Origin of the sequence: Mycolicibacterium bacteremicum (assembly GCF_002086115.1) — a bacterium.
Lineage (GTDB): Bacteria > Actinomycetota > Actinomycetes > Mycobacteriales > Mycobacteriaceae > Mycobacterium > Mycobacterium bacteremicum.
In genome coordinates this window covers 1-24,345 of the sequence record NZ_MVHJ01000009.1, presented here as the reverse complement: position 1 = coordinate 24,345, position 24,345 = coordinate 1, and the positions used below count along the sequence as shown (strand labels likewise).

Annotated in this window: 14 protein-coding genes and 1 pseudogene; 6 read left to right on the top strand and 9 right to left on the bottom strand. The window is 65.6% G+C overall.

What is annotated here, in order from left to right; all coding sequences use genetic code 11:
- Positions 1-60: 60 nt before the first annotated feature.
- The 4 genes from BST17_RS12585 to BST17_RS12570 are packed head-to-tail and all read right to left on the bottom strand — an operon-like array spanning position 61 to position 5,362.
- Positions 61-1,512 carry a KamA family radical SAM protein gene (locus tag BST17_RS12585; RefSeq protein WP_083058332.1) on the bottom strand — a complete coding sequence of 484 codons (1,452 nt, stop codon included), beginning with the start codon at positions 1,510-1,512 and terminating at the stop codon, positions 61-63.
- 1 nt (position 1,513) lies between these two features.
- Positions 1,514-3,052, bottom strand: coding sequence for a sugar transferase (locus tag BST17_RS12580; protein ID WP_083058331.1), 1,539 nt, complete (start codon positions 3,050-3,052; stop codon positions 1,514-1,516).
- Positions 3,049-3,996 (bottom strand): UDP-glucuronic acid decarboxylase family protein, encoded by a 948-nt coding sequence (locus tag BST17_RS12575; protein ID WP_083058329.1) that lies wholly within the window; start codon positions 3,994-3,996, stop codon positions 3,049-3,051. The genes BST17_RS12580 and BST17_RS12575 overlap by 4 nt, the downstream gene beginning before the upstream one ends.
- Before the next feature lie 46 nt (positions 3,997-4,042).
- Entirely contained in the window at positions 4,043-5,362 is a 1,320-nt protein-coding gene (locus BST17_RS12570; RefSeq protein ID WP_083058328.1) for a UDP-glucose dehydrogenase family protein, read from the bottom strand.
- A gap of 596 nt (positions 5,363-5,958) precedes the next feature.
- On the opposite strand from BST17_RS12570, the gene BST17_RS12565 reads away from it, so the two are divergent.
- From BST17_RS12565 to BST17_RS12550, 4 genes are read left to right on the top strand one after another with little or no spacing between them, the layout of a single operon-like run.
- Positions 5,959-10,299 (top strand): type I polyketide synthase, encoded by a 4,341-nt coding sequence (locus BST17_RS12565; RefSeq protein WP_083058326.1) that lies wholly within the window; start codon positions 5,959-5,961, stop codon positions 10,297-10,299.
- Positions 10,292-13,537: a non-ribosomal peptide synthetase gene (locus tag BST17_RS12560; RefSeq protein WP_083058325.1), complete on the top strand. Its 3,246-nt coding sequence runs from the start codon at positions 10,292-10,294 to the stop codon at positions 13,535-13,537. Before BST17_RS12565 ends, BST17_RS12560 begins: the two co-directional genes overlap by 8 nt.
- A 4-nt stretch (positions 13,538-13,541) precedes the next feature.
- The gene (locus BST17_RS12555; RefSeq protein ID WP_133053544.1) at positions 13,542-16,799 is read left to right on the top strand and encodes a non-ribosomal peptide synthetase; all 3,258 of its coding nucleotides are present in this window, start codon (positions 13,542-13,544) and stop codon (positions 16,797-16,799) included.
- Positions 16,796-17,806 (top strand): thioesterase domain-containing protein, encoded by a 1,011-nt coding sequence (locus BST17_RS12550; RefSeq protein WP_165762270.1) that lies wholly within the window; start codon positions 16,796-16,798, stop codon positions 17,804-17,806. Before BST17_RS12555 ends, BST17_RS12550 begins: the two co-directional genes overlap by 4 nt.
- A gap of 14 nt (positions 17,807-17,820) precedes the next feature.
- Here BST17_RS12550 and BST17_RS12545 read toward each other — a convergent pair whose 3' ends face one another.
- Positions 17,821-18,399 carry a YdcF family protein gene (locus BST17_RS12545; RefSeq protein WP_308214761.1) on the bottom strand — a complete coding sequence of 193 codons (579 nt, stop codon included), beginning with the start codon at positions 18,397-18,399 and terminating at the stop codon, positions 17,821-17,823.
- Positions 18,400-18,501: 102 nt separating this feature from the next.
- On the opposite strand from BST17_RS12545, the gene BST17_RS12540 reads away from it, so the two are divergent.
- On the top strand, positions 18,502-19,716 hold the full coding sequence (locus BST17_RS12540) for a hypothetical protein (protein WP_133053543.1): 1,215 nt from the start codon (positions 18,502-18,504) through the stop codon (positions 19,714-19,716).
- Positions 19,717-19,732: 16 nt separating this feature from the next.
- On the opposite strand, the gene BST17_RS12535 is transcribed toward BST17_RS12540, so the two are convergent.
- The 4 genes from BST17_RS12535 to kstD form a co-directional block, all read right to left on the bottom strand.
- The gene (locus BST17_RS12535) at positions 19,733-20,455 is read right to left on the bottom strand and encodes a GAF and ANTAR domain-containing protein (protein WP_083058319.1); all 723 of its coding nucleotides are present in this window, start codon (positions 20,453-20,455) and stop codon (positions 19,733-19,735) included.
- Between the two features lie 52 nt (positions 20,456-20,507).
- Positions 20,508-21,242, bottom strand: a complete 735-nt coding sequence (locus BST17_RS12530) for an ANTAR domain-containing protein (RefSeq protein ID WP_133053542.1) — start codon at positions 21,240-21,242, stop codon at positions 20,508-20,510.
- A 374-nt stretch (positions 21,243-21,616) separates the two neighbouring features.
- The gene (locus BST17_RS12525) at positions 21,617-22,480 is read right to left on the bottom strand and encodes an enoyl-CoA hydratase ChsH3 (protein WP_083058316.1); all 864 of its coding nucleotides are present in this window, start codon (positions 22,478-22,480) and stop codon (positions 21,617-21,619) included.
- Between the two features lies 1 nt (position 22,481).
- The gene (kstD, locus tag BST17_RS12520; protein WP_083058679.1) at positions 22,482-24,164 is read right to left on the bottom strand and encodes a 3-oxosteroid 1-dehydrogenase; all 1,683 of its coding nucleotides are present in this window, start codon (positions 24,162-24,164) and stop codon (positions 22,482-22,484) included.
- Positions 24,165-24,259: 95 nt separating this feature from the next.
- Here kstD and BST17_RS28750 point away from each other — a divergent pair.
- A pseudogene (locus tag BST17_RS28750) lies at positions 24,260-24,345 on the top strand (2-keto-4-pentenoate hydratase); the annotation flags it as partial.

Below are 24,345 nucleotides of genomic sequence, written 5' to 3'. Positions count from 1 at the left end.
CCATACGCATCATCCATGGCCCGTTCGGTTCCTTCCAGCTGCATGTGGTGTGGCCTGGGGTCAGGCGGGTAGTCGCACAGACTCGTGTTCGGCCGCGGTGTCATCGGCCGGCGGGATATTGTCCTCGGCGCGATCCCAATTCGCGCGCCACCATGCCTGCCCGGATGCCGGCAGGCTGCCGATCGGATCGTAGAACGGGTAGACACGGCTCAGAGCGTCGGCATCGGCCAGCTCCAGACCGGTGCGGTAGTTCTTGTTCCAGTACGAGATGCCCAGTTCGCGCTCGTATTTGACCATCTGGTGTACCCACCGCTTACCGACGTAGGGAACGTCGCACACGAGCCGAGGAGTGGCGAACCCCGGCAGATACCCCATGATCGCCAGCTGAAGCTGCTGGGCCTCCGCCAACGAGGTACGCCAGTGCTCGGCGTGCGGGATCATGTCGCAGAGGTAGAAGTAGTACGGCACGATGTTGGCTTCGCCCTGCAGTGCGAAGCAGAGGTCGAGCAGGTCGTCGGCGGTGGCGTTCACCCCGCGCATCAATACGCCTTGGTTGCGTACGTCCCGGAGGCCGGCGTCGATGAGTGTCCGAGCCGCCGCCGCGACCAGCGGTGTCACCGACTGGACGTGGTTGATGTGGGTGTGCAGAGCCAAATTCACCCCGCGAGCCGCCGCCGTCAGCGCGACGCGATTGATTCCGTCGACCACCTTGGGTTGCAGCCAGTGCTGCGGCAGTGCAGCAAGCGCCTTGGTGGCCAGCCGGATGTCGCGGATGGTGTCGATGTCCAGCAGCTGTGCGATGAACGCCTCCAGCCGCGGCCACGGGACGTTGGCGAGATCTCCACCGGACACCACGACATCACGCACGGTGGGGGTGGACCGCAGATAGCTGAGCATGCGGTCCTGCCGGTCGGCCGACAGCAGGGGCAGGGTGGACTTGGTGATCGCCGGCGTGGACTTGCCGACCAGATCCATGCGCGTGCAGTGCCCGCAGTACTGCGGGCAGGTGGACACCAGCTCGGCGAGCACCTTGGTCGGGTACCTGTGGGTCAGGCCTTCCACCACCCACATGTCGGCCTCGTGCAGCGAGTCTCGTTCGGCGTAGGGGTGCGAGACCCATTCCGGATCGCGGTCGCTGAGCACGGGCAGCATGTAGCGCCGGATGGGATCGGCATAGAAGGCCTCGGTGATACCCCGGCGTTCGGGCCCGCAGTGCGGAGCCATGGTGTTGAGCATCTGCGGGGGCAGCAACATCTGCATGGTGGCGCGCTGCTGCTGGTCGGCAATCAGGTCTTCATAGAACCGATCGTCGAGCAGATGCCCCATCACAGCCCGGAGTTGCGCGATGTTCTTGACCGAATGTGCGCGCTGCCACTGCGGATCCTGCCACTGCGCCTCGGTGACCGCAGCCCAGCCCGGGTACCGCCGCCAGTCCGGCTCGGCCAGTTCCTTGCGGGTGTAGACATACGGCTGGTCGGTTGCGGCGGTGAAGTCCGCTGTTTCGGCCGACATTTCAGTACGCCCCGCCATGCCCGAACACCGCGCGCAGGGTCTTCGTGATGATCAGCAGATCGCCGGCCATCGACCAGTTGTCGACGTAGGAGAGATCAAGGCGGATCGCGTCCTCCCACGCCAGGTCGGATCGGCCGCTGACCTGCCAGAGCCCCGTGATCCCGGGCTTCACCAGCAGTCGGCGCAGCGTATCACTGCCGTCCTCCTCGTCCTGAATCCAGAAGAGGGGCCGCGGTCCGACCACACTCATGTCGCGTCGCAGGACGTTGATGAACTGTGGCAGCTCATCGATGCTGAACCGCCTCAGTATTCGCCCGACCGGCGTCACCCGGGGATCGTTCTTGATCTTGAACAGTTGTCCGTCGCACTCGTTGCTTCCCATCAGGTTGACGAGCTTCTGGTCGGCGTCCTGTGCCATCGTGCGCAGTTTCAGCATACGAAACACCCTTCCGCCGAGACCGATTCGCTCGGAAGCGTAAAAGACGGGGCCGGGGCTGGTCAGTTTGATGGCGGCACCCGCGATCAGCAGAACCGGCAATGCGACAGTCAGCGCCGCGGCGGCGAAGCAGATGTCGAAGGCCCGTTTCTGGAACCGCTCCGCACCCCGATACTGCGGCTTCTCGATGTGCAGCAGGGGCAGTCCGGCTACCGGCAACATGGTCAACCGGGAGCCCGCGACGTCCGTCACTCCCGGGGACACCAGCAGTTCGACGCCGAGAGGTTCCAGCTTCCAGATGAGCTTACGAATCTGCTGAACTCCGAGATGCTCGGTCCCGACGACTGCCAGTGTGTCTGCGCCGTACGTGCGAATCAGTGCCTCCAAGTTGGCCAGATCGCAGCTGCCCCCGCCGACGATGGGTATCTGTTCGCCACGGACCAACAAGTATTCGTCGGGGAATGCCCGGCTGCCCGGAATGCAGGCGCCCACGAAACGGAATCCGTCCGCCGGGCGCCGGGTGAGGTCGTTGGCCAGGCCCGTCACCGCGTCACTGTTCCCGACGGCGAACACAGTGGTCTGATAGCTCCCGTCGGTGCGCTTACGTGCCACGTATCGGCGCGCCAGCCACCTGCTCACCACCAGTCCGAAGACGCCTGCGGGAAGTGCCACCGCGAGGTAGCCTCTGGCGATCTCGAGATGGAAGATGTACTCCGTCATCGCGATGGCGCCGAACGTCCAGATGGACGCCTCGACGGCGCGCCGGTACTCCTCCATGCCCCTGCCGATGATCCGTGTGCACCTGGCGCGGAACCCGGCCAGCAGCGACAACCAGATGATGACGGTCAAGACCGAACAGGCGGTTGCATAACGGTTTTCGTGTCCGGTAACGAAGGGCGGCAGACCGAAGCGAACATACTGCGCGAACGCGACTGCCGCGCACACCACGATGGCGTCGGTGATGCGCAGGTTGGCGGCATAGCGCTCCTGCCACCGCGGACGGGTGAGGTCGGTCCGCGGCGATCGCGCCGTATCCAGTGCCGGCCCTCGTCCGGTATCGGCCACCTGAACCCGCTTGTCGGCGGTACTTCCCGGCGTACTCATGATGCGCGGATCTCCTGCATCGTCGCGATATGCCACTCGATGGTGCGCGCGAGCCCGTCCTGCAGCTCGACCTCGGGGGTCCACCCGAGTAGTTCGCGGGCCCTGGTGATGTCGGGCTTACGGCGGGTGGGATCGTCCTCGGGGAGCGGGTGGCGCTCGATCTCAGACGAGGAGACCACCAATTCGGCTACCAACTCTGCGATCTGGTGCACCGTGAGCTCGGTCGGGTTGCCCAGGTTGATCGGCCCCTGTTCGTGCGAGTCGAGCATCGCCACCAATCCCCGGACGAGGTCGTCCACGTAGCACAGGCTCCGGGTCTGGCTGCCATCGCCGAAGACCGTCAGGGGTGCGCAACGCAGTGCCTGGTCGATGAAGTTGGTCACGACCCGCCCGTCGTCGGAGCGCATCCCGGGTCCGTAGGTGTTGAAGATGCGCACGATCCCGGTGTCCACTCCGCACGAGGAGCGGTAGGCGGTGGTCAACGATTCCGCATAGCGCTTCGCCTCGTCGTAGACGCTGCGCGGGCCGAGCGGGTTGACATTGCCCCAGTAATCCTCTGATTGCGGATGGACCAGCGGGTCACCGTAGACCTCACTGGTCGAGGCCAGGACGAAGCGGGCCGAATGCTTAAGTGCGAAGTCGAGCGCGTTACGGGTGCCTTCCGAGCCGGTGCGCAAGGTGAAGATCGGTCGCTCAAGGTATGCCGGCGGCGAGGCCGGACTGGCCAGATGTACGACGCCGTCGACACATTCGGTCAAAGAGATCGGTTCCAGGACAGTGCCTTCGATGAAGGTGAACTGGGGTGAGGTGAAGAGGTGTTCCAGATTCGTGCGGCGGCCGGTCGACAGATCGTCGATGCAGAACACCGTGTCCCCACGTCCGACGAGCACGGTGCACAGGTTCGATCCGAGGAAGCCGGCTCCACCGGTGACGAGAATCCTCATGAGTGTTGTCCTCTGCTGTCCGAGTAGGTCCGATCAGTGAAAGTCGTCATTGGCATCCCAGCCCGCGATAGGTCCAGCCCGCCGCTCGCCAGATGTCCGGATCGAGGCAGTTTCGCGCGTCGATGATGCGCCGGGATGTGGTGACAGCGGCCAGTTCCTCTGGCCGAAGCCGGCGGAACTCGTCCCACTCGGTGAGCACGAGAACGGCGTCGGCTTCCATGCAGGCCTCGACAGCGGAGAACGCAAAGTTGAGCGCCGGGAAAGATTTCCGGGAGTTGTCCATCGCCTTGGGGTCGTAGACCGTCACATCCGCACCCTCCGAACGGATCTGGTCGGCGACGGCCAGCGCGGGCGAATCGCGGATGTCATCGGTGTTCGGTTTGAACGCCGAACCGAGGACGGCGACCCGTGCTCCGGCGAGTGATCCACACTCCTCCCGGGCCATCGTGACAACGCGGGTACGGCGCCGGAGGTTGATGCCGTCGATCTCCCGCAGGAAGTTCAGTGATTCGCCCACACCCAGTTCGTGTGCGCGGGAGATGAATGCCCGGATGTCCTTGGACAGACAGCCGCCACCGAACCCCAACCCGGCATTGAGGAATCGGCGTCCGATGCGGTCGTCGTACCCGATCACGTCGGCGAGCGATGTGACATCCGCAGAGGCGGCCTCACACACTTCGGCGATCGCGTTGATGAACGAGATCTTGGTGGCGAGGAACGCATTGGCCGCGACCTTGGCCAGTTCGGCGGTCTCGAGGCTCGTCACCAGGAACGGGATGCCCTCGTCCAGAAGCGGGGCATACAGTTCCCGGATGGTCTCCTCGGAGCGGAGATCGCGACGGTCCTCCAGGCCCAGCACGATCCGGTCCGGATGCAAGGTGTCCTGTATCGCGAACCCTTCCCTGAGGAACTCCGGATTCCACGTCAGCTTCACCGCGGCGCCGGCGGGGGCGGTCCGGCGTACCCGATCCGCCAGCCGCTGGGCGGTTCCCACCGGCACCGTCGACTTGCCGACGATGAGCGCGGGCCGGTCGAGATGGCGGCACAGGGAGTCGATCGCCGCCTCGACGTAGGACAGGTCGGCGCTCGCATCGTCCTTGTTCTGCGGTGTGCCGACGGTGATGAAATGTATGTCGGCGAATGCTGCTGCCTCAGAGGATGATTCGGTGAACTCGAGACGTCCGGAGGCCATTCCGTCGTGGACGAGGATGTCCAGTCCGGGCTCGAAGAACGGTACTGCGCCAGAACGCAGTCTGGACACTTTGTCCGGATCGGTATCGGCGGTCAGCACGCTGTGCCCGAGTTGCGCCAGACATGCGGCATGTGTCAGCCCCAGGTACCCGGCTCCGATTACGGCGACCTTCACGTCAGATCCCCCATTCAGGCCGCGGCTCGGACTCCGGTGAAGATTCCGGACGGCGAGACGGCCGATCAATGTCAGCAGGCTGGCTGCACGAACACTCGTGGCGGACACCATGTCGAGTCATCTCGTGAAGCACATGCTCACTATTGTTTGCTGGCTGCCGGCAGTACATGGACCATAGGAACGATATTTCGGATGAATCGCTACCCAGTCCCTGGATTAACCCGGCTAGCTCTCGGTTTCGTGCGCTCGCACCCACGCCGGACCATTACGCTGGTTGTGCAGACGTTTCCGCGGCGGGCGCGGCGCCCTGAGCGCAGATGCACGGTGAAACGAGGGTCCAGAGGAACTAGACCCGGGGGTGATGGAGAACTAGCCCCCGGTTCACCGGTGGGTGTTGCAGGGGCCTCCGGAAGCCGGTGTCGGTGACGAAAATGCCTACACCCCTTTCGGTTACGTCTTGTAACCCCTAGCGAAACTCGCCGCATACTCGTACTCTTCGGTGACAGAAGAGACGTCATATCGTCTTTCGAGCCATGTGCGGGCCAGAGTCAAAAAACCAGCACACCAACATAACCGGACGTGGGGGCGGCCATCCGATGTACTCCGACGCATACGATCCGCTCGACGGCATTGCGATCATCGGCATGGCCGGACGCTTTCCGGACTCGCCGAGTGTCTCCGCGCTGTGGCAGAACCTGCTGGCCGGCCGCGAGTGCATCACGCGCTTCGGATCCGAGGAACTCGAACGTCCGCAGGGCGAAGCCGGGGATGCACAGACCCGTGCGCACTACGTGCGGGCCCGTGGTGTGCTGGAGGGTGTCGACGAGTTCGACGAGGAGTTCTTCGGCTTCACCCCGAAGGAGGCCGCCATCGTCGATCCGCAGCAGCGGCTCTTCCTGCAGGCGGCATGGGAAGCCATCGAGCAATCCGGACACGATGCCCAGCGGTTCGACGGCCTGATCGGTGTCTTCGCCGGGGCCACCACCAGTAGTTACTATCTGCAGAATCTGCTGTCGCGCAACGATGTAACCGATCCACTCGGTCCGATCATGGTCATGCTGGGCAACTCGAACGACTACGTCGCGACCCGGGTGTCCTACAAGTTCGACCTCAAGGGCCCTGCCCTGAACATCCAGAACGCCTGCTCGACCTCATTGGTCGCAGTCTGCACCGCGGTGCAGAGCCTGCAGACCTATCAGTGCGATATGGCGCTCGCCGGTGGGGTGTCGATCATGCTGCCGCAGCGACGCGGGTATCTCCACGAAGAAGGCTCGATCCTGGCTCCCGACGGTCACTGCCGGCCGTTCGATCGTGATGCCGCAGGCACGGTGTCCAGCAACGGACTCGGCGTCGTGGTGCTGCGCCGGCTGCGCGACGCGATCGAGGACGGCGACACGATCTATGCCGTCGTCAAGGGATCGGCGCTCAACAATGACGGCAATGCCAAGGTCGGGTTCACCGCGCCGAGCGTCGACGGTCATGCCCGGGTGATCTCCATGGCGCAGATGCTCGGGGGTATCGATCCCGCGACGATCTCCTATGTCGAAGCCCACGGCACCGGCACCGCGCTCGGCGACCCGATCGAGATCGCGGGGCTCACCCAGGCCTTCCGCACCGGCGGCGCCGAAGAGAACGGCTTCTGCGCGATCGGGTCGGTCAAGTCGAACATCGGACACCTGGACGTCGCCGCCGGTGTCGCGGGACTGATCAAGACCAGCCTCGCACTGCACCACCGGGTACTCCCCGCGAGCATCAACTTCGAGTCGCCGAACCCGAAGCTCGGCATCGAGAGCACCCCGTTCTTCGTCAATGCCGACCAGCGCCGTTGGCCCGAGGGACCGACCCCGCGTCGGGCCGGCGTCAGCTCGTTCGGCCTCGGTGGGACGAACGCACACGTGGTACTCGAAGAGGCGCCCAGTGCGGGACCGGCTGTGCCCGCCTCCCGGCCTGCGCAGCTGCTGGTGCTGTCCGCACGCGACCCGCAGGCCCTCGATCGGGTGGCCCACAATCTCAAGGACCACCTCGAACAGGACCTCAGCGCCGATCTCGCCGATATCGCGTACACCCTTCAGGTCGGCCGCCGTCGCTTCGGGCACCGCCGCGCGGTGGTGTGCCGCGATCGCGACGACGCGATCGCACTGCTGACCACCGCCGACCCGCTGCGGGTGCAGGGCCGGGGCGCACCCGCCGAATTGTCCGGTGGCGTCGCGTTCATGTTTCCGGGGCAGGGTTCGCAGTACGTGGACATGGGCCGTGGACTCTACGAATCGGAGTCGCTGTTCCGGGAGACGATGGACGCGTGCGCGCGGGTGCTGCGGACCGAGACCGGAATCGACCTGCTCGGTGTCCTGTATCCGGGTGACCCCGATCGTGACAGCGCGCACGCGCAGCTGAGTCAGACCGCGATCACCCAGCCGGCGCTCTTCGCGATCGAATATGCCTTGGCCCAGGTGTGGATGTCCTGGGGGGTGCAGCCCACCGCGATGATCGGTCACAGTATCGGTGAGTTCGTCGCCGCCTGTGTCGGCGGCACGTTCTCGCGGGACGAGGCGCTGCTGCTCGTCGCGGCTCGCGCCCGCCTGATGGGCAGCATGCCGGCCGGGGCGATGCTCGGTGTGCGCGCCCCCGCGGATCTGGTCACCGCCGAGCTGACTCCCGATGTGGCGATCGCCGCATTCAACGGACCCAAACACACCGTCGTCTCGGGTCCGCACGACGCCATCGCCGGCTTCGAGGCGAGGTTGACCGCGATCGGTGTCGCGCACCGACGCCTGCACACCTCACATGCGTACCACTCGCCGATGATGGAGCCCGCGGTACAGCCGTTCGCCGAACTGGTGGCCGGAACATCGCGCACCGCACCGGCATTGCGGTGGATCTCCAGCCTGACCGGGCGCCCGATCACCGATGCCGAAGCGTGCGATCCGCACTACTGGGCCCGACAGCTGCGGGAGCCGGTGCAGTTCGCGACCGGTGTGGGGGCGCTGCTGGATCCGCGGATCGCGCTCGTGGAGGTCGGTCCGGGCCAGACGCTTTCCATGCTGGCCCGCCAGCATGAGCGGCGACTGCCCGAACAGCTGATCACGACATCGCTGCATCCCGGTCAGGAGTGGGGTCCGGACGTCGACTGCCTGCTGGCCGCCGCGGGCCGGCTGTGGACTCGTGGTGCCGATATCGACTGGCACGGTCTGCACGGCGGGACCCGCCGGCGCGTCGCGCTGCCCACCTACCCTTTCCGGCGCCGCCGGCACTGGGTCGACCCGAGTCCGGGGCGTGAATCGACACAGCCGGCTGCCTCACCCGACCCGGTGCCGAGTTCCTCTGCATCCCAGTCGATCACGCCCGACTCCGGTGACCGTTCCGCCACCCTGCTGGCTCACCTGCACACGGTGTTCGTCGAGCTGTCCGGAGTCGACCGGTCGGATCTGACGCCGGGTGCGAGCTTCCTGCAGATGGGCTTCGATTCGCTGTTCCTCACCCAGGCCGCCAGTGCGTTGCAGAAGCAGTTCGCGACCACGATCACCGTCCGCACCCTGGTCGAGGAAGCGTCGACATTCGACCTGCTCGTCGACCTCATCATGGCTGCGACACCGGATGACGCCCCTGACCTCGCGGCCCCGCGGATCGCACCCGCCCCGGTCCCGGCTGCGCCGACACGCGCGCCCGTGGTCGGGCTGACCGATCGACAACAGCAGCGTCTCACCACACTGATCGAACGGCACCGCTGGCAAGAGGCGGTCGGGCCGGCCGTCGCGGTGCAGTCCTCGGGTGCGTACCTGCGCGATGCCGGCGGGCGGGCGCACATCGATCTCACCAACGGCGGCGGCGCCGTCTTCTTCGGTCATGACCCGGCCTTCATCCGCGACGCCATCGAGACCGAGTACGCCTCCGACTCGGCGAGCGGATCGCCGGACGCGCTGGCGACCGAAGTCGCCGCCCTCGTGTGCGAGATGGTCGGCATGCAGCATGCTGCGTTCTATCCCGACGAATCCGGTGCCTTGACGGCGGCCGTCCAAATGGCCCGCACCCGGTCCGGGTGCGACACGATCGTGGCGGTCACCGGCGCGGGCCACACCATGGATACCGTGCCGGGAGGCCGGGTGGTCGCCCTCGAGTACGGCAGTGCAGCGGCGCTCGCGACGATCAGGTCGATGCGCGGGGAGCTCGCCGGCGTGCTGGTCGAACCCGTGCCGGTGCGGCGGCACCCCCAACACGCCCCACGGGAGTTCCTGAACGCCGTGCGCGAGGTGACCGCCGAGACGGGCGTGGCACTCATCCTCGATGAGGTCCGCTCCGGATTTCGCACCCACCCCGGCGGCGCCCAGGCGCTGTTCGGTGTGCAGTCCGACATCGCCGTCTACGGCAAGGTCGCCGGTGGCGGACTGCCGATCGGGATCGTCGCGGGCAGTGCGACGTATCTCGATGGTTCGCACGCCGGTGGCTCTCCGCTGGCCCTGGCAGCGGCGCGCGTGGTGTTGCGACGACTCCGCGACGATGGTCCCGCCCTGCAGCGCGGGCTCAACCAGCGCACCACCGCCTTCGCAGAACGGCTGCGCACCGTCAGCGCCGAACTCAATGCGCCGGTGCACATCCGGCATTTCTCGTCCTGGTTCGACGTGTCATTCCCGCCCGGACTGCCACTCGAACCGCTGTACCACGCACTCATGCGGGCGCGCGGTGTGCACACCAGGGAAGACGGGCCGGGATTCCTGACGCTCGCGCACACCGATGCCGATCTCGAGTGTGTCGTCTCGGCCTTCGGTGAGAGCCTCGCGCAGATGCGGGCCGACGGTGTCCTGCCCGAGCGCGCCGCGACACCGCGCCGAGGCCGCGACGCCCACGGGCGCGAGGCCTGGTTCGTGCCCGATCCGGACCGTCCGGGCAAATATCTGCAGGTTGTCGGTGCCAGTGTCGGGGAGGAGATGGCGCATGGATGAGGTGGTGGACAGCTACGAGCTGTCGCCGATGCAGGCGAGCATGCTGTATCAGGCATTGAGCGCGCCGGGGGACGGCACGAACATCGAACATGTCGTCATCTCGGTGGACGAGGAACTCGACGTCGCGCTGTTCGAGCAGGCCATGGCACAGGTGATGCAACGGCATTCGGTCATGCGCACGCGATTCCGCTGGGTGGACGTCGGGGAGCCGTGCCAGGAAGTGCTGGCGCATGCGCCACTCGCCGCCACAGTCGCCGACTGGCGCGATATCGCCCCGGAGGTGGCCGACGAGCGCTTCGATGCCCACGTGCTCGCCGACAGCCGCCTCGATGTCGATATGTCCCGGGCCCCGATGATGAGGCTCTTCATCGCCCGGCTTCCCGCGGGAAAGAGCAGAGTTCTGTGGACATTTCACCACGCCCTGCTCGACGGACGTTCCTACATCGTGTTGCACGAATGGTTCGCGCTCTATGAGGCCGCGCTGCGTGGGGAGTTGTTGTCATTGCCGGCGGCACGTCCGTACCGCGACTACATCGAATGGCGTCGCTCGCTCGATCACGGTGTAGCCGAGACATTCTGGCGCGAGCGGCTGGGTGACTTCGGCACGTCGACACCCTTCGGGATCGACGCACCGCATGCCGCCGATGAGAGCACCGCACCGGCGAGCGCCTGTGAGCAGCGTCTGCCGAAGGATCTGACCGAGCAGCTGCGCCACGCGGCGCACCGGGCCGATGTCTCGGTCAGCACGATGGTGCAGGCCGCATGGGCGGTCCTGCTGCACCGCTACTCCGGAGAGTCCGACATCGTGTTCGGGGTGACGCGCGCCGGCCGCATCACCGGATTCGATGACGCCGACCGGATCACCGGCCTGTTCATCAACACCCTCCCCATGCGGGTCGGCGTCGACGACGACGCCGAGATCGGGCCGTGGCTGCGCGCGCTGCGCGCTCAGCAGAGCGCGCAGCGCCCCTACGAGCAGACCCCGCTGGGCACCGTGCAGGCGTGCAGCGGGGTGGCACGCGGCGCACCGCTGTTCGAGAGTGTGATCGTCTACGACCACCACACTCTCGACATGCAACTCCAGATGCCGGGCCGGCATTTCGAGTACCGGGGACAGACGAACTTCCCACTCGCACTGATGGCCTACGGCGACGACGGCTCCGGCGCCATGCTGCTGCGGCTGGACTACTCGACCAAGCGTTTCGCCGCGGCGGCCGTCACGCGGATGCTCGGCCACCTGGTGCACCTGCTGGCGCAGTTCGCCGATGGCGATACGAAGTTCCTCGGTCAACTCGACCCGCTGAGTGCGGGTGAGCGTGTGGTGTTGGTGGGTGATGGTGGGGTTCCGGTGGTGGTGCCTCGGGATGTGACGTTGCATGCGGGTTTTGCGCGTCAGGTGGCGGCGCGTCCGGATGCGGTGGCGGTGTGTGCTGATGGTGTGGGTGGTCGGGTGGAGTTGAGTTATGTCGAGCTTGACTGTCGGGCTGAGGCGGTGGCGGGGTGTCTGCGTGGGTTGGGTGTGGGTGCCGGTGCGGTGGTGGGTCTTCGGGTTGCCCGTGGTGTTGATGTGGTGGTGGGGATTCTGGGGATTTTGAAGGTGGGGGCGGCTTATCTGCCGTTGGATCCGTTGTATCCGGTGGAGCGGGTGGGGTTCATGCTCGCTGATGCCGGTGTGGGGGTGGTGTTGACCCAGCGTGGTGTGGCTGGGGAACTGGGTGGGCTGCCGGTGCGGTGTGTGTGTCTTGATGAGCCGCTGCCGGTGGTGGGCCGCGATCCTGCGTCGCCGGCGGCGCAGGGTCGCGGTGGGGATCTGGCGTATGTGATGTATACCTCGGGTTCGACTGGTCAGCCCAAGGGTGTGCGGGTGACTCACCGTAATGTGTTGCGGCTGTTCGAGACCACGATTGAGCGGTTTGGTTTCGGGCCCGATGATGTGTGGACGTTGTGGCATTCGTATTCGTTTGACATCTCGGTGTCGGAGTTGTGGGGGGCGTTGCTGGTCGGGGGTCGGCTGGTGGTGGTCGATCATGACACCAGTCGTGATCCGGCGGCGTTTCGTGGGTTGGTGGAGCGTGAACGGGTCAGTGTGCTCAGTCAGACGCCGACCGGGTTTTGTGCGTTCATCGATGTTGATCGGGTTGCTCCGCGTGCTGGGTTTGCGTTGCGTTATGTGTTGTTGTGCGGTGAGGCATTGCAGTTGGCGAGTTTGGCGCCCTGGTTCGGGCGTTACGGTGATGACAGTCCGCAGGTCATCAATATGTACGGGCCCACCGAGGCGACGTTGTATGTGACCTATCGGCGGATCGCCGGGGCTGATCTGGTTGCGGGTGTGGGCAGTGTGATCGGGGCGCCGTTGCCCGATATCCGGATCTATCTGCTCGATGAGCAGGGGCGGCCGGTGCCCATCGGTGTGCCCGGTGAGCTCTATATCGCCGGTGCCGGGGTGGCGGCGGGGTATCTGAATCGTCCTGAGCTCAATGCGCAGCGTTTTCTGACCGATCCGTTCCATGGTGGGCCGATGTATCGCAGTGGGGATCTGGCGCGGCGTGGGGCCGGTGGTGAGTTGGAGTATCTGGGCCGTATCGATCAGCAGGTCAAGATCCGTGGTTTCCGTGTCGAGCTCGGTGAGATCGAGACGGTGATCGCCGAACATCCTGCGGTGCATCAGGTTGCGGTCATCGATCGTGAGGATGTTCCCGGTGAGAAGAAGCTTGTCGCGTATCTGGTGGCCGCGGATGCGGGGCCGTCGTTGATCGCTGATCTGCGTCAGGTGCTGCACACCCGGTTGCCCGAGTACATGGTGCCTGCGCACTTCCAGTACCTCGATGCGCTGCCGTTGACCACCAGCGCCAAACTCGACCGCAAAGCCCTACCCGCACCCACCCACCAACGCAGCAGCAACGGCGAACCTCCGTCGGGTCCGCGTAACCCGGCAGAGGAGACGATCGCCGACGTCTGGAAGGCGGTACTGCGCGTCGACAGCGTGGGTCTCGACGACCACTTCTTCGAACTCGGCGGCGATTCGCTGCTCAGCATCAGGGTGCACGCGCAACTGACGGACAAACTGCGCGCCGATCTGCCGATCGTCGCCCTGCTGCAGTACCCGACCGTGCGCACGCTGGCGCGCCACCTCGCGGGTGAGCAGCACAGCACCGTCAGCACCGGCGAGGCGATGGATCGCGCACGCAGACAACGCGAAGCCCACGCGCGCAGCCGTGCCCTGGTCGGGCGGCGGTGACGTGATGACGCACTTCGAATCCGTCGATTTCGATCCGTTCGCGGCGAACGACGACGACTTCCCACTGACCGAGCCGCAACGTGAGATCTGTGCGGCGACCCTCATGAGCGATGAGGCCAACTGCTCGTACAACCAGTGTTTCGTGCTGACGCTGCACGGTGCGCTGTCGGTGGAATCGTTGCAGTATGCGCTGTCCGAAATCGTACAGCGGCATGAGGCCCTGCGCATCTCGATCGATCTGGTCGACGAATCGCAGCGCATCCTGTCCGAGGTGGCGGTTGCACCGGTACTGACCGACCTCTCCGGACTCGAGCCCGGAGAGCGTGAGACGGTGATCGCGGGCATCGTCGATCGAGAGACCCGCACACCGTTCGATCTGGGCGCCGCACCGTTGTGGCGCGCGGAAATCGTCCACGAGGCCCCCGACCGCAACCGATTCGTGTTCACCGCGCACCACGTGATCGTCGACGGATGGTCCTCGACCGTGATCTTCGATGACCTGGCCCGAATCTATGCGGCCGACCGGGTCGGGCTGGCGGCCGAGCTGGCCCCGGCCGCATCCTTCCGTGACTTCGTGGCCGACCAGCAGCGAGCCGATATCCTCGCCGAAACCGATGCGGCACTGAACTTCTGGGCCGAGCAATATGCAAGTGGAGTCCCGTCTTTCGAACTGCCCCTCGATCACGCACGCCCGGTGTACAAGACCTACAGCGCCGGCAGGCAGGTCCTGAGCATCGACAAGGCGGTCTTCGACGACTTCCGCGCGACCGCGGCGCAGCAGGGGGCGACCCAGTTCGTGGCGATGCTGGCGGCCTTCGAGGTGCTCGTCGGGCGCCTCACCGCCGCCGATGACTTCATCATCGGTGTGCCGATGGCGAGTCAGGCGCTCCAGGAGAACCGTCATCTGGTGGCGCACGGTGTCAACACCATTCCGCTGCGCTGCCACATCGATGAGGAGCTGACCTTCGCCGAACACCTGCGCGCGGTGCGCAGCGCATTCTTCGATGCCCAGGCGCATCAGCGCCTCACCTTCGGCACGCTGGTGCAGCGGCTGAGGCTGCCCCGGGATCCGGGCCGGATGCCGCTGGTGTCCCTGTTCTTCAACGACAAGTTCAGCAGCACCTTCGATTTCGGTGATGTCGTTGTCGCCGGTCTTGAGATGCCGAAGGCGTACTACAACTTCGAGTTCGGTGTCACCGCCATCGATGACGGCGACCGCGTCGTGCTCGAATGTGAGTTCAATGCCGATCTGTTCGACGAGGCGACGGTCGCACGCTGGCTTGCCCAGTACCGCCTGCTGCTCGAACAGATCGTGGCGGAGCCGACCCGTCGACTGGCCGACATGTCACTGCTGAGTGCGGGTGAGCGTGTGGTGTTGGTGGGTGATGGTGGGGTTCCGGTGGTGGTGCCTCGGGATGTGACGTTGCATGCGGGTTTTGCGCGTCAGGTGGCGGCGCGTCCGGATGCGGTGGCGGTGTGTGCTGATGGTGTGGGTGGTCGGGTGGAGTTGAGTTATGTCGAGCTTGACTGTCGGGCTGAGGCGGTGGCGGGGTGTCTGCGTGGGTTGGGTGTGGGTGCCGGTGCGGTGGTGGGTCTTCGGGTTGCCCGTGGTGTTGATGTGGTGGTGGGGATTCTGGGGATTTTGAAGGTGGGGGCGGCTTATCTGCCGTTGGATCCGTTGTATCCGGTGGAGCGGGTGGGGTTCATGCTCGCTGATGCCGGTGTGGGGGTGGTGTTGACCCAGCGTGGTGTGGCTGGGGAACTGGGTGGGCTGCCGGTGCGGTGTGTGTGTCTTGATGAGCCGCTGCCGGTGGTGGGCCGCGATCCTGCGTCGCCGGCGGCGCAGGGTCGCGGTGGGGATCTGGCGTATGTGATGTATACCTCGGGTTCGACTGGTCAGCCCAAGGGTGTGCGGGTGACTCACCGTAATGTGTTGCGGCTGTTCGAGACCACGATTGAGCGGTTTGGTTTCGGGCCCGATGATGTGTGGACGTTGTGGCATTCGTATTCGTTTGACATCTCGGTGTCGGAGTTGTGGGGGGCGTTGCTGGTCGGGGGTCGGCTGGTGGTGGTCGATCATGACACCAGTCGTGATCCGGCGGCGTTTCGTGGGTTGGTGGAGCGTGAACGGGTCAGTGTGCTCAGTCAGACGCCGACCGGGTTTTGTGCGTTCATCGATGTTGATCGGGTTGCTCCGCGTGCTGGGTTTGCGTTGCGTTATGTGTTGTTGTGCGGTGAGGCATTGCAGTTGGCGAGTTTGGCGCCCTGGTTCGGGCGTTACGGTGATGACAGTCCGCAGGTCATCAATATGTACGGGCCCACCGAGGCGACGTTGTATGTGACCTATCGGCGGATCGCCGGGGCTGATCTGGTTGCGGGTGTGGGCAGTGTGATCGGGGCGCCGTTGCCCGATATCCGGATCTATCTGCTCGATGAGCAGGGGCGGCCGGTGCCCATCGGTGTGCCCGGTGAGCTCTATATCGCCGGTGCCGGGGTGGCGGCGGGGTATCTGAATCGTCCTGAGCTCAATGCGCAGCGTTTTTTGACCGATCCGTTCCATGGTGGGCCGATGTATCGCAGTGGGGATCTGGCGCGGCGTGGGGCCGGTGGTGAGTTGGAGTATCTGGGCCGTATCGATCAGCAGGTCAAGATCCGTGGTTTCCGTGTCGAGCTCGGTGAGATCGAGACGGTGATCGCCGAACATCCTGCGGTGCATCAGGTTGCGGTCATCGATCGTGAGGATGTTCCCGGTGAGAAGAAGCTTGTCGCGTATCTGGTGGCCGCGGATGCGGGGCCGTCGTTGATCGCTGATCTGCGTCAGGTGCTGCACACCCGGTTGCCCGAGTACATGGTGCCTGCGCACTTCCAGTACCTCGATGCGCTGCCGTTGACCACCAGCGCCAAACTCGACCGCAAAGCCCTACCCGCACCCACCCACCAACGCAGCGAGCCGTGCCCGTTCGTGGACCCCCGGTCCACCAGTGAGGCGCTCGTCGTCGCTGCGTTCAGTGAAGCGTTGCGCCGCAGCGATATCGGTGTCTTCGACAACTTCTTCGACCTCGGCGGGCATTCGCTGATGGCGGCGCGGGTGATGGCGAATGTGTGCGAATCGGCGCGTGTCGAGCTGCCTCTGCGCAATCTGTTCGAACGTCCGACACCCGAACAGCTCGCCGCCGCCATCGACGCGCTGTCATGGGCCACCGTCAGTAGCGACCGGCTCGCATTCGCCGGCAGTGGCGAGCGGGAGGAGATCGAACTGTGACGACTGCCGACCTTCTGGAGGAGCTGCGCAAGCTCGACGTCCGGATAGCGCTGGACGGAGACCGGCTGCGGCTCAATGCACCCGTCGGGGCACTGACCGACGAGCACAAGCGCGATCTCGCGACGCGCAAGCCCGAAGTGATCGCGTTCCTGCGGGAGGCGCAGCGGCTGGTCTCCCAGCAGTGTGCGATCGTGCCGCTGCAGCCGGACGGGCCGAAGACCCCGATCTTCGCCGTCGCCGGGCACAACGGCGACGTGTTCACCTATCGCGCGCTGGCACAGCACCTCGGCACGGAGCAACCCTTCTACGGCCTGCAGCCGCCCGGACTGGAGGAGGGCAGCGAGCCGCTGACGACCGTCGAGGACATCGCCGGCTACTTCGCCGATCAGATCCGCGCGTTCCAACCGGGCGGACCGATGATCATCGCCGGTTACTGTGCCGGCGGCTCGATTGCGTTCGAGCTCGCCCGCCGGCTCACGAACTCGGGAACGATGGTCACCGACCTGATCCTGTTCGGTGCGCCGTACTGCACGTTCTACCGACGGTTGCAGTGGACCATCGCACTGGGTCGTCACTACGGCAGCCGCGCGATGACGCACGCCCGCCGGCTGTGTGCGATCCCGATGGCCGAACGCGGGCGGTACATCGCGATGCGCGGGAGACATCTGACCGACACCGTACGCAGCGTGCGCGAGCAGAGGTCCGAGCCCGCGGACGATGCGGTCCTGATCCGCCGCCGCGCCGTGGTGGCGGCGACGCTGGCCGCCGCGCGGGCCTATGTGCCGACACACTCGGGACTGCACATCGACGTCATGCTGCCGTGCGCATCGTGGCAGCGATCCGCGGCGCACCCGTTGCGTTGGAATCGGCTGGCCGCCGGCAGCACCGTGTTCGCGGGACCCGATGGCTGCAGCAGCGACACCATGCTGCTACCCGACCATGCTGCGACCTTCGCGGGTTTCGTCGTACAGACACAGCAGCGACACGCACACAGTGGCCCGACGTGACCCCCGCCGAGTACTCAGCAGCCGGGTTGCAGCAGTGCCCGGACGTAACCCGCGGTCTGGTAGAGGTACTCGAACGCCCACCGGCGCACGGAGATCGGGGTCGGGTTCGGCACCATCACGAGCTCACCGTCGAAGCACTTCTCCAGGATGTACCTGGACCGCGAAACGTGGGGCCAAAATGTCACCACGATGACTGTGCGCCAAGCATGTTCGGAAGCGAGCCGGTGCAACTCCCGCGCCTCACCCTTCGTGGTGGCCGGGTCCGGGGCGAAGCAGTACACGGTGAGCCCGGGGTGCGGGTCGGCGCAGTACCGGGTCAGTCGCGGGTTGTCCGTTCCGCTCGGATTCGACACGACCAGGTTGGGCGCCCAGCCCTGTTCGGCGAGATCGAATCCGAATGGATACCGGCCGTGGTGCGGCCCGCTCAGGATCAGGATGGCATCGGCACGGCGCAGTGTGTCCACCTGTGGATGCACGAAGACGGGCAACCCGGCAGCGACCGTGATGATCAGCGTGAAGACGAGAAACAACGAACGGCGCAACAATTTCCGTGCCTTCGCGACCGTGGCGCGGTGCAAGAGATCAGGGCGCACAGGGGTCTCCGCGGTGGACCCGCATGGAGCTCGTCATACCGCCACACGGTAGTCGGGCCCGACCGGCCGGCGCCATGATCATCCACACCAGGAGAGCAACCGATGACCGAGCAGTCTGAAATCCAACCATTGCCCCCGTTGACGGCGATTCACGAGCCCAGAGTCGGTGGGCGCGCAGCTTCGCACCCGATAGGGCGCAGCGTCACCCCCCTGGGCGTCACGGGTAAACGCGGCTTCCTGGTGCTGCTCGTCTCGGGCGTGGCAGTCAACGCATGGGCGCTCTTTCCGTCGGCTGTCGAATCCGGGGTCTATCTGCCCTTCGCGCAGGGGCCGCCTCCGGTTGCCGCCGAGGCCAACCCGGTCCGGGATGCCGGCGGCGACCTGTCGGTGTCGACGAGCCGGATCAGTTTCAGATTGATGGACACCGCTCGGATGCCCGCGGTGCCGGCGAGATACGGGTCGTTCTCCCAGGCGAGTGCGGCGCTCGCCGTGTCGATGGTGCCGCTGAGGTCGAAGCTGCAGGCGCTGCTGATGCTGCTCTATTCTCGCTATGGCCACGACGTGGATGTGGCGGCGCTGGAGCTGAAATTGCAGGCGCTGCTGCGACTGCCGGATTCCCTACTGGCGCAGTTGATCCAGCATCCCGATCTGGCCGATCTGGCCCACGTGTTGGACGCCGTCTTTTTGCACTCGAACGACCTGTCGGGGATCAGGACCGAGCTGGACAAGATCGACATCAGTTCGACCGCTGGTCCGATCGAGCAGGTCGATGTGGTGACCATCAATGGCAGGCAGGCCTACATCGTGTATTCCCCGATGGTGCCGCCTGCGGCCGAGAACATCTCGGTGACTACGACGTCGGTGGTGATGCAGCGTCCCGTCGAATTCGCGGTGGTGGTGCAGATCGTGACGCCGGCCGCCGAGATGACCGCCTTCTCGTTCGCGCCGGCCGCGGAGACGTTCACCGCGATTCCCGAGCAGGCCGACCCGATCCTGGCCGAATTCGTCGCCCCGCCGAGCATCGAGCCCGTGGCGACTGCAGAGCCGTCCTTTGCGATGATTGAGGTGTTCGACGAGCCGACCCATGCTCCGCAGCCGGAATTCGAGGACGCCGTGGATCCCGACGACCCCTTCGAGTCGGATGACCAGTCCGAGGAACAGGGTGATCCGTTCTCCGCTCCCGGTGAAGTCGACACGACCACAGCTCACGACGATCCGCCCATCGCAGAGCAGAATGAGCCGGAGGCCGCCGACGAACCGGCAGGCGCGCACGACGATGACGGCGGAGAAAGTTCGTCCGCCGAGCCGAGCCCGTGACGAACCGGCCGGTGACTCAGCCTGGGTTGAGGATGGCGGTGGTATCGGCGCCGTCGACGACCGAGCGCGCGACCTCGGCAAGGCGCCTGTTGTTCCTTCTGGCGTATCGGCGCAACAGACCGAATGCTGCGTCCATGTCGACGTGACCCCGCTCGGCCAGAACCCCCTTGGCCTGCTCGATGACCGTCCGGGTGTTCAACGCGGTCTGCAGCTGCTGATTCAGCACATCGGACTGCAGCGCGACACGTTGATGGACGATCCCGATCGTCGCAACATCGGCGAGTGCCTGTCCGATCGCGATATCGGTATCCGACATCTTGCCGGAATCGAAGCGCAGCAGGTTCAAGGCGCCGACCCGGTCGTTGCGTAATCGCAGTGGTAGAGCATGGACGGACAGGAAGCCGTAAGCGATGGCGCGTGCGGCAAACTCCGGCCAGCGGTCGATGCCGATCCGCAGATCCGCGACGACCACCTGTTCGCCGGTGCGGTAGGACCGCAGGCACGGACCGTTATCGTGTTGGATCTGGAACAGTTCCAACAGGCGGGTCTGTTCGCTGTTGGAGGCGAGCACCTGGAATCTGCCGTCCACATCGGCCAGAACGATGCCTGCGGCATCGATCGGAAGCAGTGTCATGGCGTTCTCCACCAGCTGTTGAGCCAGTTCGACAACGTCGAAATCGGCCACCAGCGTGTCTGCCAGACCCACGAATGCGCGGGCCAAACCCTCGTACCGGTCCATTTTGCTCCCTACGGCATTCTGCCACGATGTGGCCTGGTGTTCCTACGGCGTGTCATGACGCCGGAGTCTGGTCGCCATCGGGACCCCTGTCGATTCGCAGACCGCGATGCACCACTTGGGCAGCTACTTCATCGAGTCCGAGCGCGTTGGCGAAGGCGTATCCCTGCAAGCGGGCGTACGCCTCGCGGGCGCGGACGCCCAGTTGCGCGACCACCATCCCCGTGGCCTGATGGATCTCCCGGGATGACCGCGGTTGCACCCACCATTGGTCGAGTGGGTCCGGATCGTCGGTCGTCCCAGACGCGAGCAGCAGCGACGTGACGAGATCCGCTATCGCGACTGCGTCACCGAAATCGCGAGCTTTCAGCTTGGATCCGGCGTCCAGATAGAGGCTGAGCACCCCCACCCGGATCGCGCCGAGCTGGAGCGGAAGTGCGTGCACCGACCCAGCCCTGGCTGCCGCGGCTTCCAAGGCAAGTAGCGGCCAGCGGGTGTCAGGCATCGCCACGTCCGGTGTAGATATTGGGCCGGCGACGGCGAAGGCTTCCACGGAAGGGCCTTGTCCCAAGGCAATCTGAGACCACTCCATGCGTTCAGCGACATCATCGCTGGCGCAGAGAAATTCGTGTCCGTCGTCGCCGGATATGACGGATATGCCGACCCTTTTCACCGGGAGCGTCAACAGGCACGCCCGACACAGCCGCTCACCGCCTCGGACATCTATTGGTGATTGACCGACGGCGGCGAGAAAGCGGGCGAGGACGCCGGTCCGGTCGGCGGATATCACGAACCAGAACCGTTTGCGCGCGAGCGCGGCGCGTGGAGGCCCGCGGTAAATACCAAGAGCTCCGCCTCCCGGGGCCTCCGATTCTGCACCGCATGCTGCGGACGGCCCGTCCTGGGTCAGTGTACCGCCAACGTGGTCCGCTCCCGAGTCCAGCGGACAGGCTCTCCCTCGGGCCTTCGGGCCAACGACGGGTCGGCCTCGACTCGGGGTGGGATGTCGTCATATTGCCGACCGCGTCTTCGCGCGGCCCGGGCCGGCCGGGGGTATCGAATACTCGCCCAGTCCTTCGAAGATCGGATCAGAACCGCAAGTCGCCGTCGGTGAGCCGCGTGTTCGACGCGGTGTCGGCCGTCCCACCGCCGTTGTCGTGCGTTCTAGTTGGCCGGTATCAGCTCCACGCCGGACAGCACCACGGTGTTGTCGCGGCTCGGTGCGGTCAGCGTGCCGATGAACTTGCCGTCCTGGCGCCAGATGTTGGCCTGCAGGGTCTCGCCGGGGATGACCGTGCCGGCGAACCTTGCACCGTAGCTGCCGACCTGCGAGACGTCGGCGTCCAGGAAGTGGTCGACGATGGCCTTTGCGCCGATGCCGTAGGTGCACAACCCATGCAGGATGGGTCGGTCGAACCCGGCCGCCTTGGCGAACCCCGGATCGGAGTGCAGCGGGTTACGGTCACCGCACAACCGGTACAGCAGCGCCTGCTGCGGCAGCGTCGGCAGCGGTATCTCGGCGTCGGGGGCACGGTCGGGCAGATCCACCGAGGTGGACGGACCGCGCTCGCCGCCGAAACCGCCCTCGCCGCGGGCGAAGATGGAGCGTTTCGTCGTCCACAGCACGGTGCCCGACTCATCGGTGACCGTGGACTCGCTGACGATGACGGCCGCCTTGCCCTTGTCCCAGATCTCCGTGAAACGCTGCTTCGAATAGCCGGTGCCGCTGGTCGGGATCGGTCCCGGGACGGTCACACCCTCGCTGGCGTGCAGCACCCTCGACAATTCGATCTCGATACCGGGGAACTGCACCGTCGGTGCCTCGGTCATGTGGAAGCTGGCCGCTACGTTGCCGAAGGTCGGCAGCACCTGTGGGGTGTTGTCGGTGAGATAACGCAGTTCCCGCTCGTCCATCGGGTCCGCCCCGGCTCCGAGGCCGAGGTGGTACAGCTGGATATCGCTGCTGGTCCAGGAGAACTCGACCGGGTCCAGGTCGGCGGCGAGCGCCTTTTCGACATCGATGGGCATATCAGGCCTTTCCGGCCAGGTGAAGGGCCGCGAGGTAACCGAACGTCATCGCGGGGCCGATGGTCCCGCCGGGGCCGGGGTAGGTGTGACCCATCACCGGCGAGCTGACATTACCTGCGGCATACAACCCTTCGATCACCGTGTTGTCATCGCGCAGCGCGCGGCCGTGCACATCGGTGCGGATACCGCCCTTGGTGCCGAGGTCGCCGGGCACCATCTTCGCGGCGTAGAACGGGCCGTTCTTGATCTCGCCGAGATTGGGGTTGGGCTTGTTGGTCGGATCACCGTAGTAGCGGTCGTAGGCGCTCTCGCCGCGGTGGAAGTCCTCGTCCACACCGGTGCGGGCGAAACCGTTGAACCGCTCGATGGTGGCGTTCAACGAGTCGGCGGCCAGTCCGGTCTTCTCGGCCAGCTCGGCCAGGCTGCCGGCCTTGACCACGACACCGGACTCCAGCCACTTCTTCGGGATCCGTTGGCCGGGCTGCAGTCCCGCGAAGATATAGCGGTCCCGGTACTGCTGGTCGAAGATCAACCAGGCCGGCACATTCTCGCCCGGGCCGGGTCCCTGGCCGTACTCACCGCCGTACATGTGGTGGCAGGCCTCGACGTAGGGCATCGACTCGTTCATGAACCGCTTGCCGTTCAGGTTGACGATGATCGACCCGGGGGAGTTGCGTTCGGAGAGCGCGAACCAGGGGGCGTCCACCAGCGGGACCGTCGGTCCCCACCACGAATCCTCCATCAGTTCCAGTGCCGCACCGAGCTTCTCGGCGGCGATGATGCCGTCGCCGGTGTTGGCCACCGCTCCCACGGTCCACTCCGTGGTGATGGGTTGACGCTGGTACTTGGTGCGCATCTCCTGGTTGTGCTCGAAGCCTCCGGAGCCCAGGATCACGCCTTTGCGGGCCCGGATCAGCGTCGGCTCGGCGGATTCGGGGGAACCTGCCTCGCGGACGTAAATCCCGCGCACCACACCGTCCTCGACATAGAGATCTGTCAGCGCGGTGTTCAGCAGCACCGGCACCCCGGCCTTCTGCAGGCCGATGCGCAGCGGAGCGATCAGCGCTCGGCCCATGCCGACCAGGTTCTTGCCGGTGGCATTCGCCCACACCGACCGCACGCCCACCTTGATGCTGCGCAGCACGCCGCGCGGGTGGCGCTTGAGCTGGTTGAGCCGGACATAGTCCTGCTGTAGCACCACCATGTTCAGCGGTACCTTGCCATACGGCGGCTCCAGGCCCTTCTCGTCGGGTCCGAGCTTCTTGGCGTTGAACGGCTTCGGTTCCACCGATCGGCCGGTGGCCTTGCCGCCGGGGGTCTCCGGGTAGTAGTCGGAGTACCCGGGCACCCAGCACAGCTTCAGCGGTGAGTTCTTCAACACGAACGACAGCATCTCCGGACTGCGGTCCAAATAGGTGTCGATCTTCTCGGCAGGCACGACGTCGCCGATGATGGCGTGCAGGTACTTGCGGGCCTCGGCCGCGGTGTCTTTGACCCCGTCCCGCTTGAGCACCTCATTGTTCGGAATCCACACGCCGCCGCCGGATCGCGCCGTCGAACCGCCATAGTGCGGAGCCTTCTCAACGACTACTGTCGAGAGACCCTGGTGAGCAGCGGTGAGGGCGGCGACCATGCCGGCGGCGCCGCTGCCGACCACGACGACGTCGTACTCCTGTCCAGTCATGTAGAACACGTTATAGAATTGCAGTGCCTTTCGACAACAGGCCCGCAACAGTGCCGGTCGAGGGCTTGATGCGAATATGAGGGGAATTCACCACCATGCTTAGTGTCGAGGTGCGCGATGAGCTCGCGGCCGATCTGGCTGAGGCGGAGCGCAGCAGGGTTGCGACGGCGCCGTTGACGGA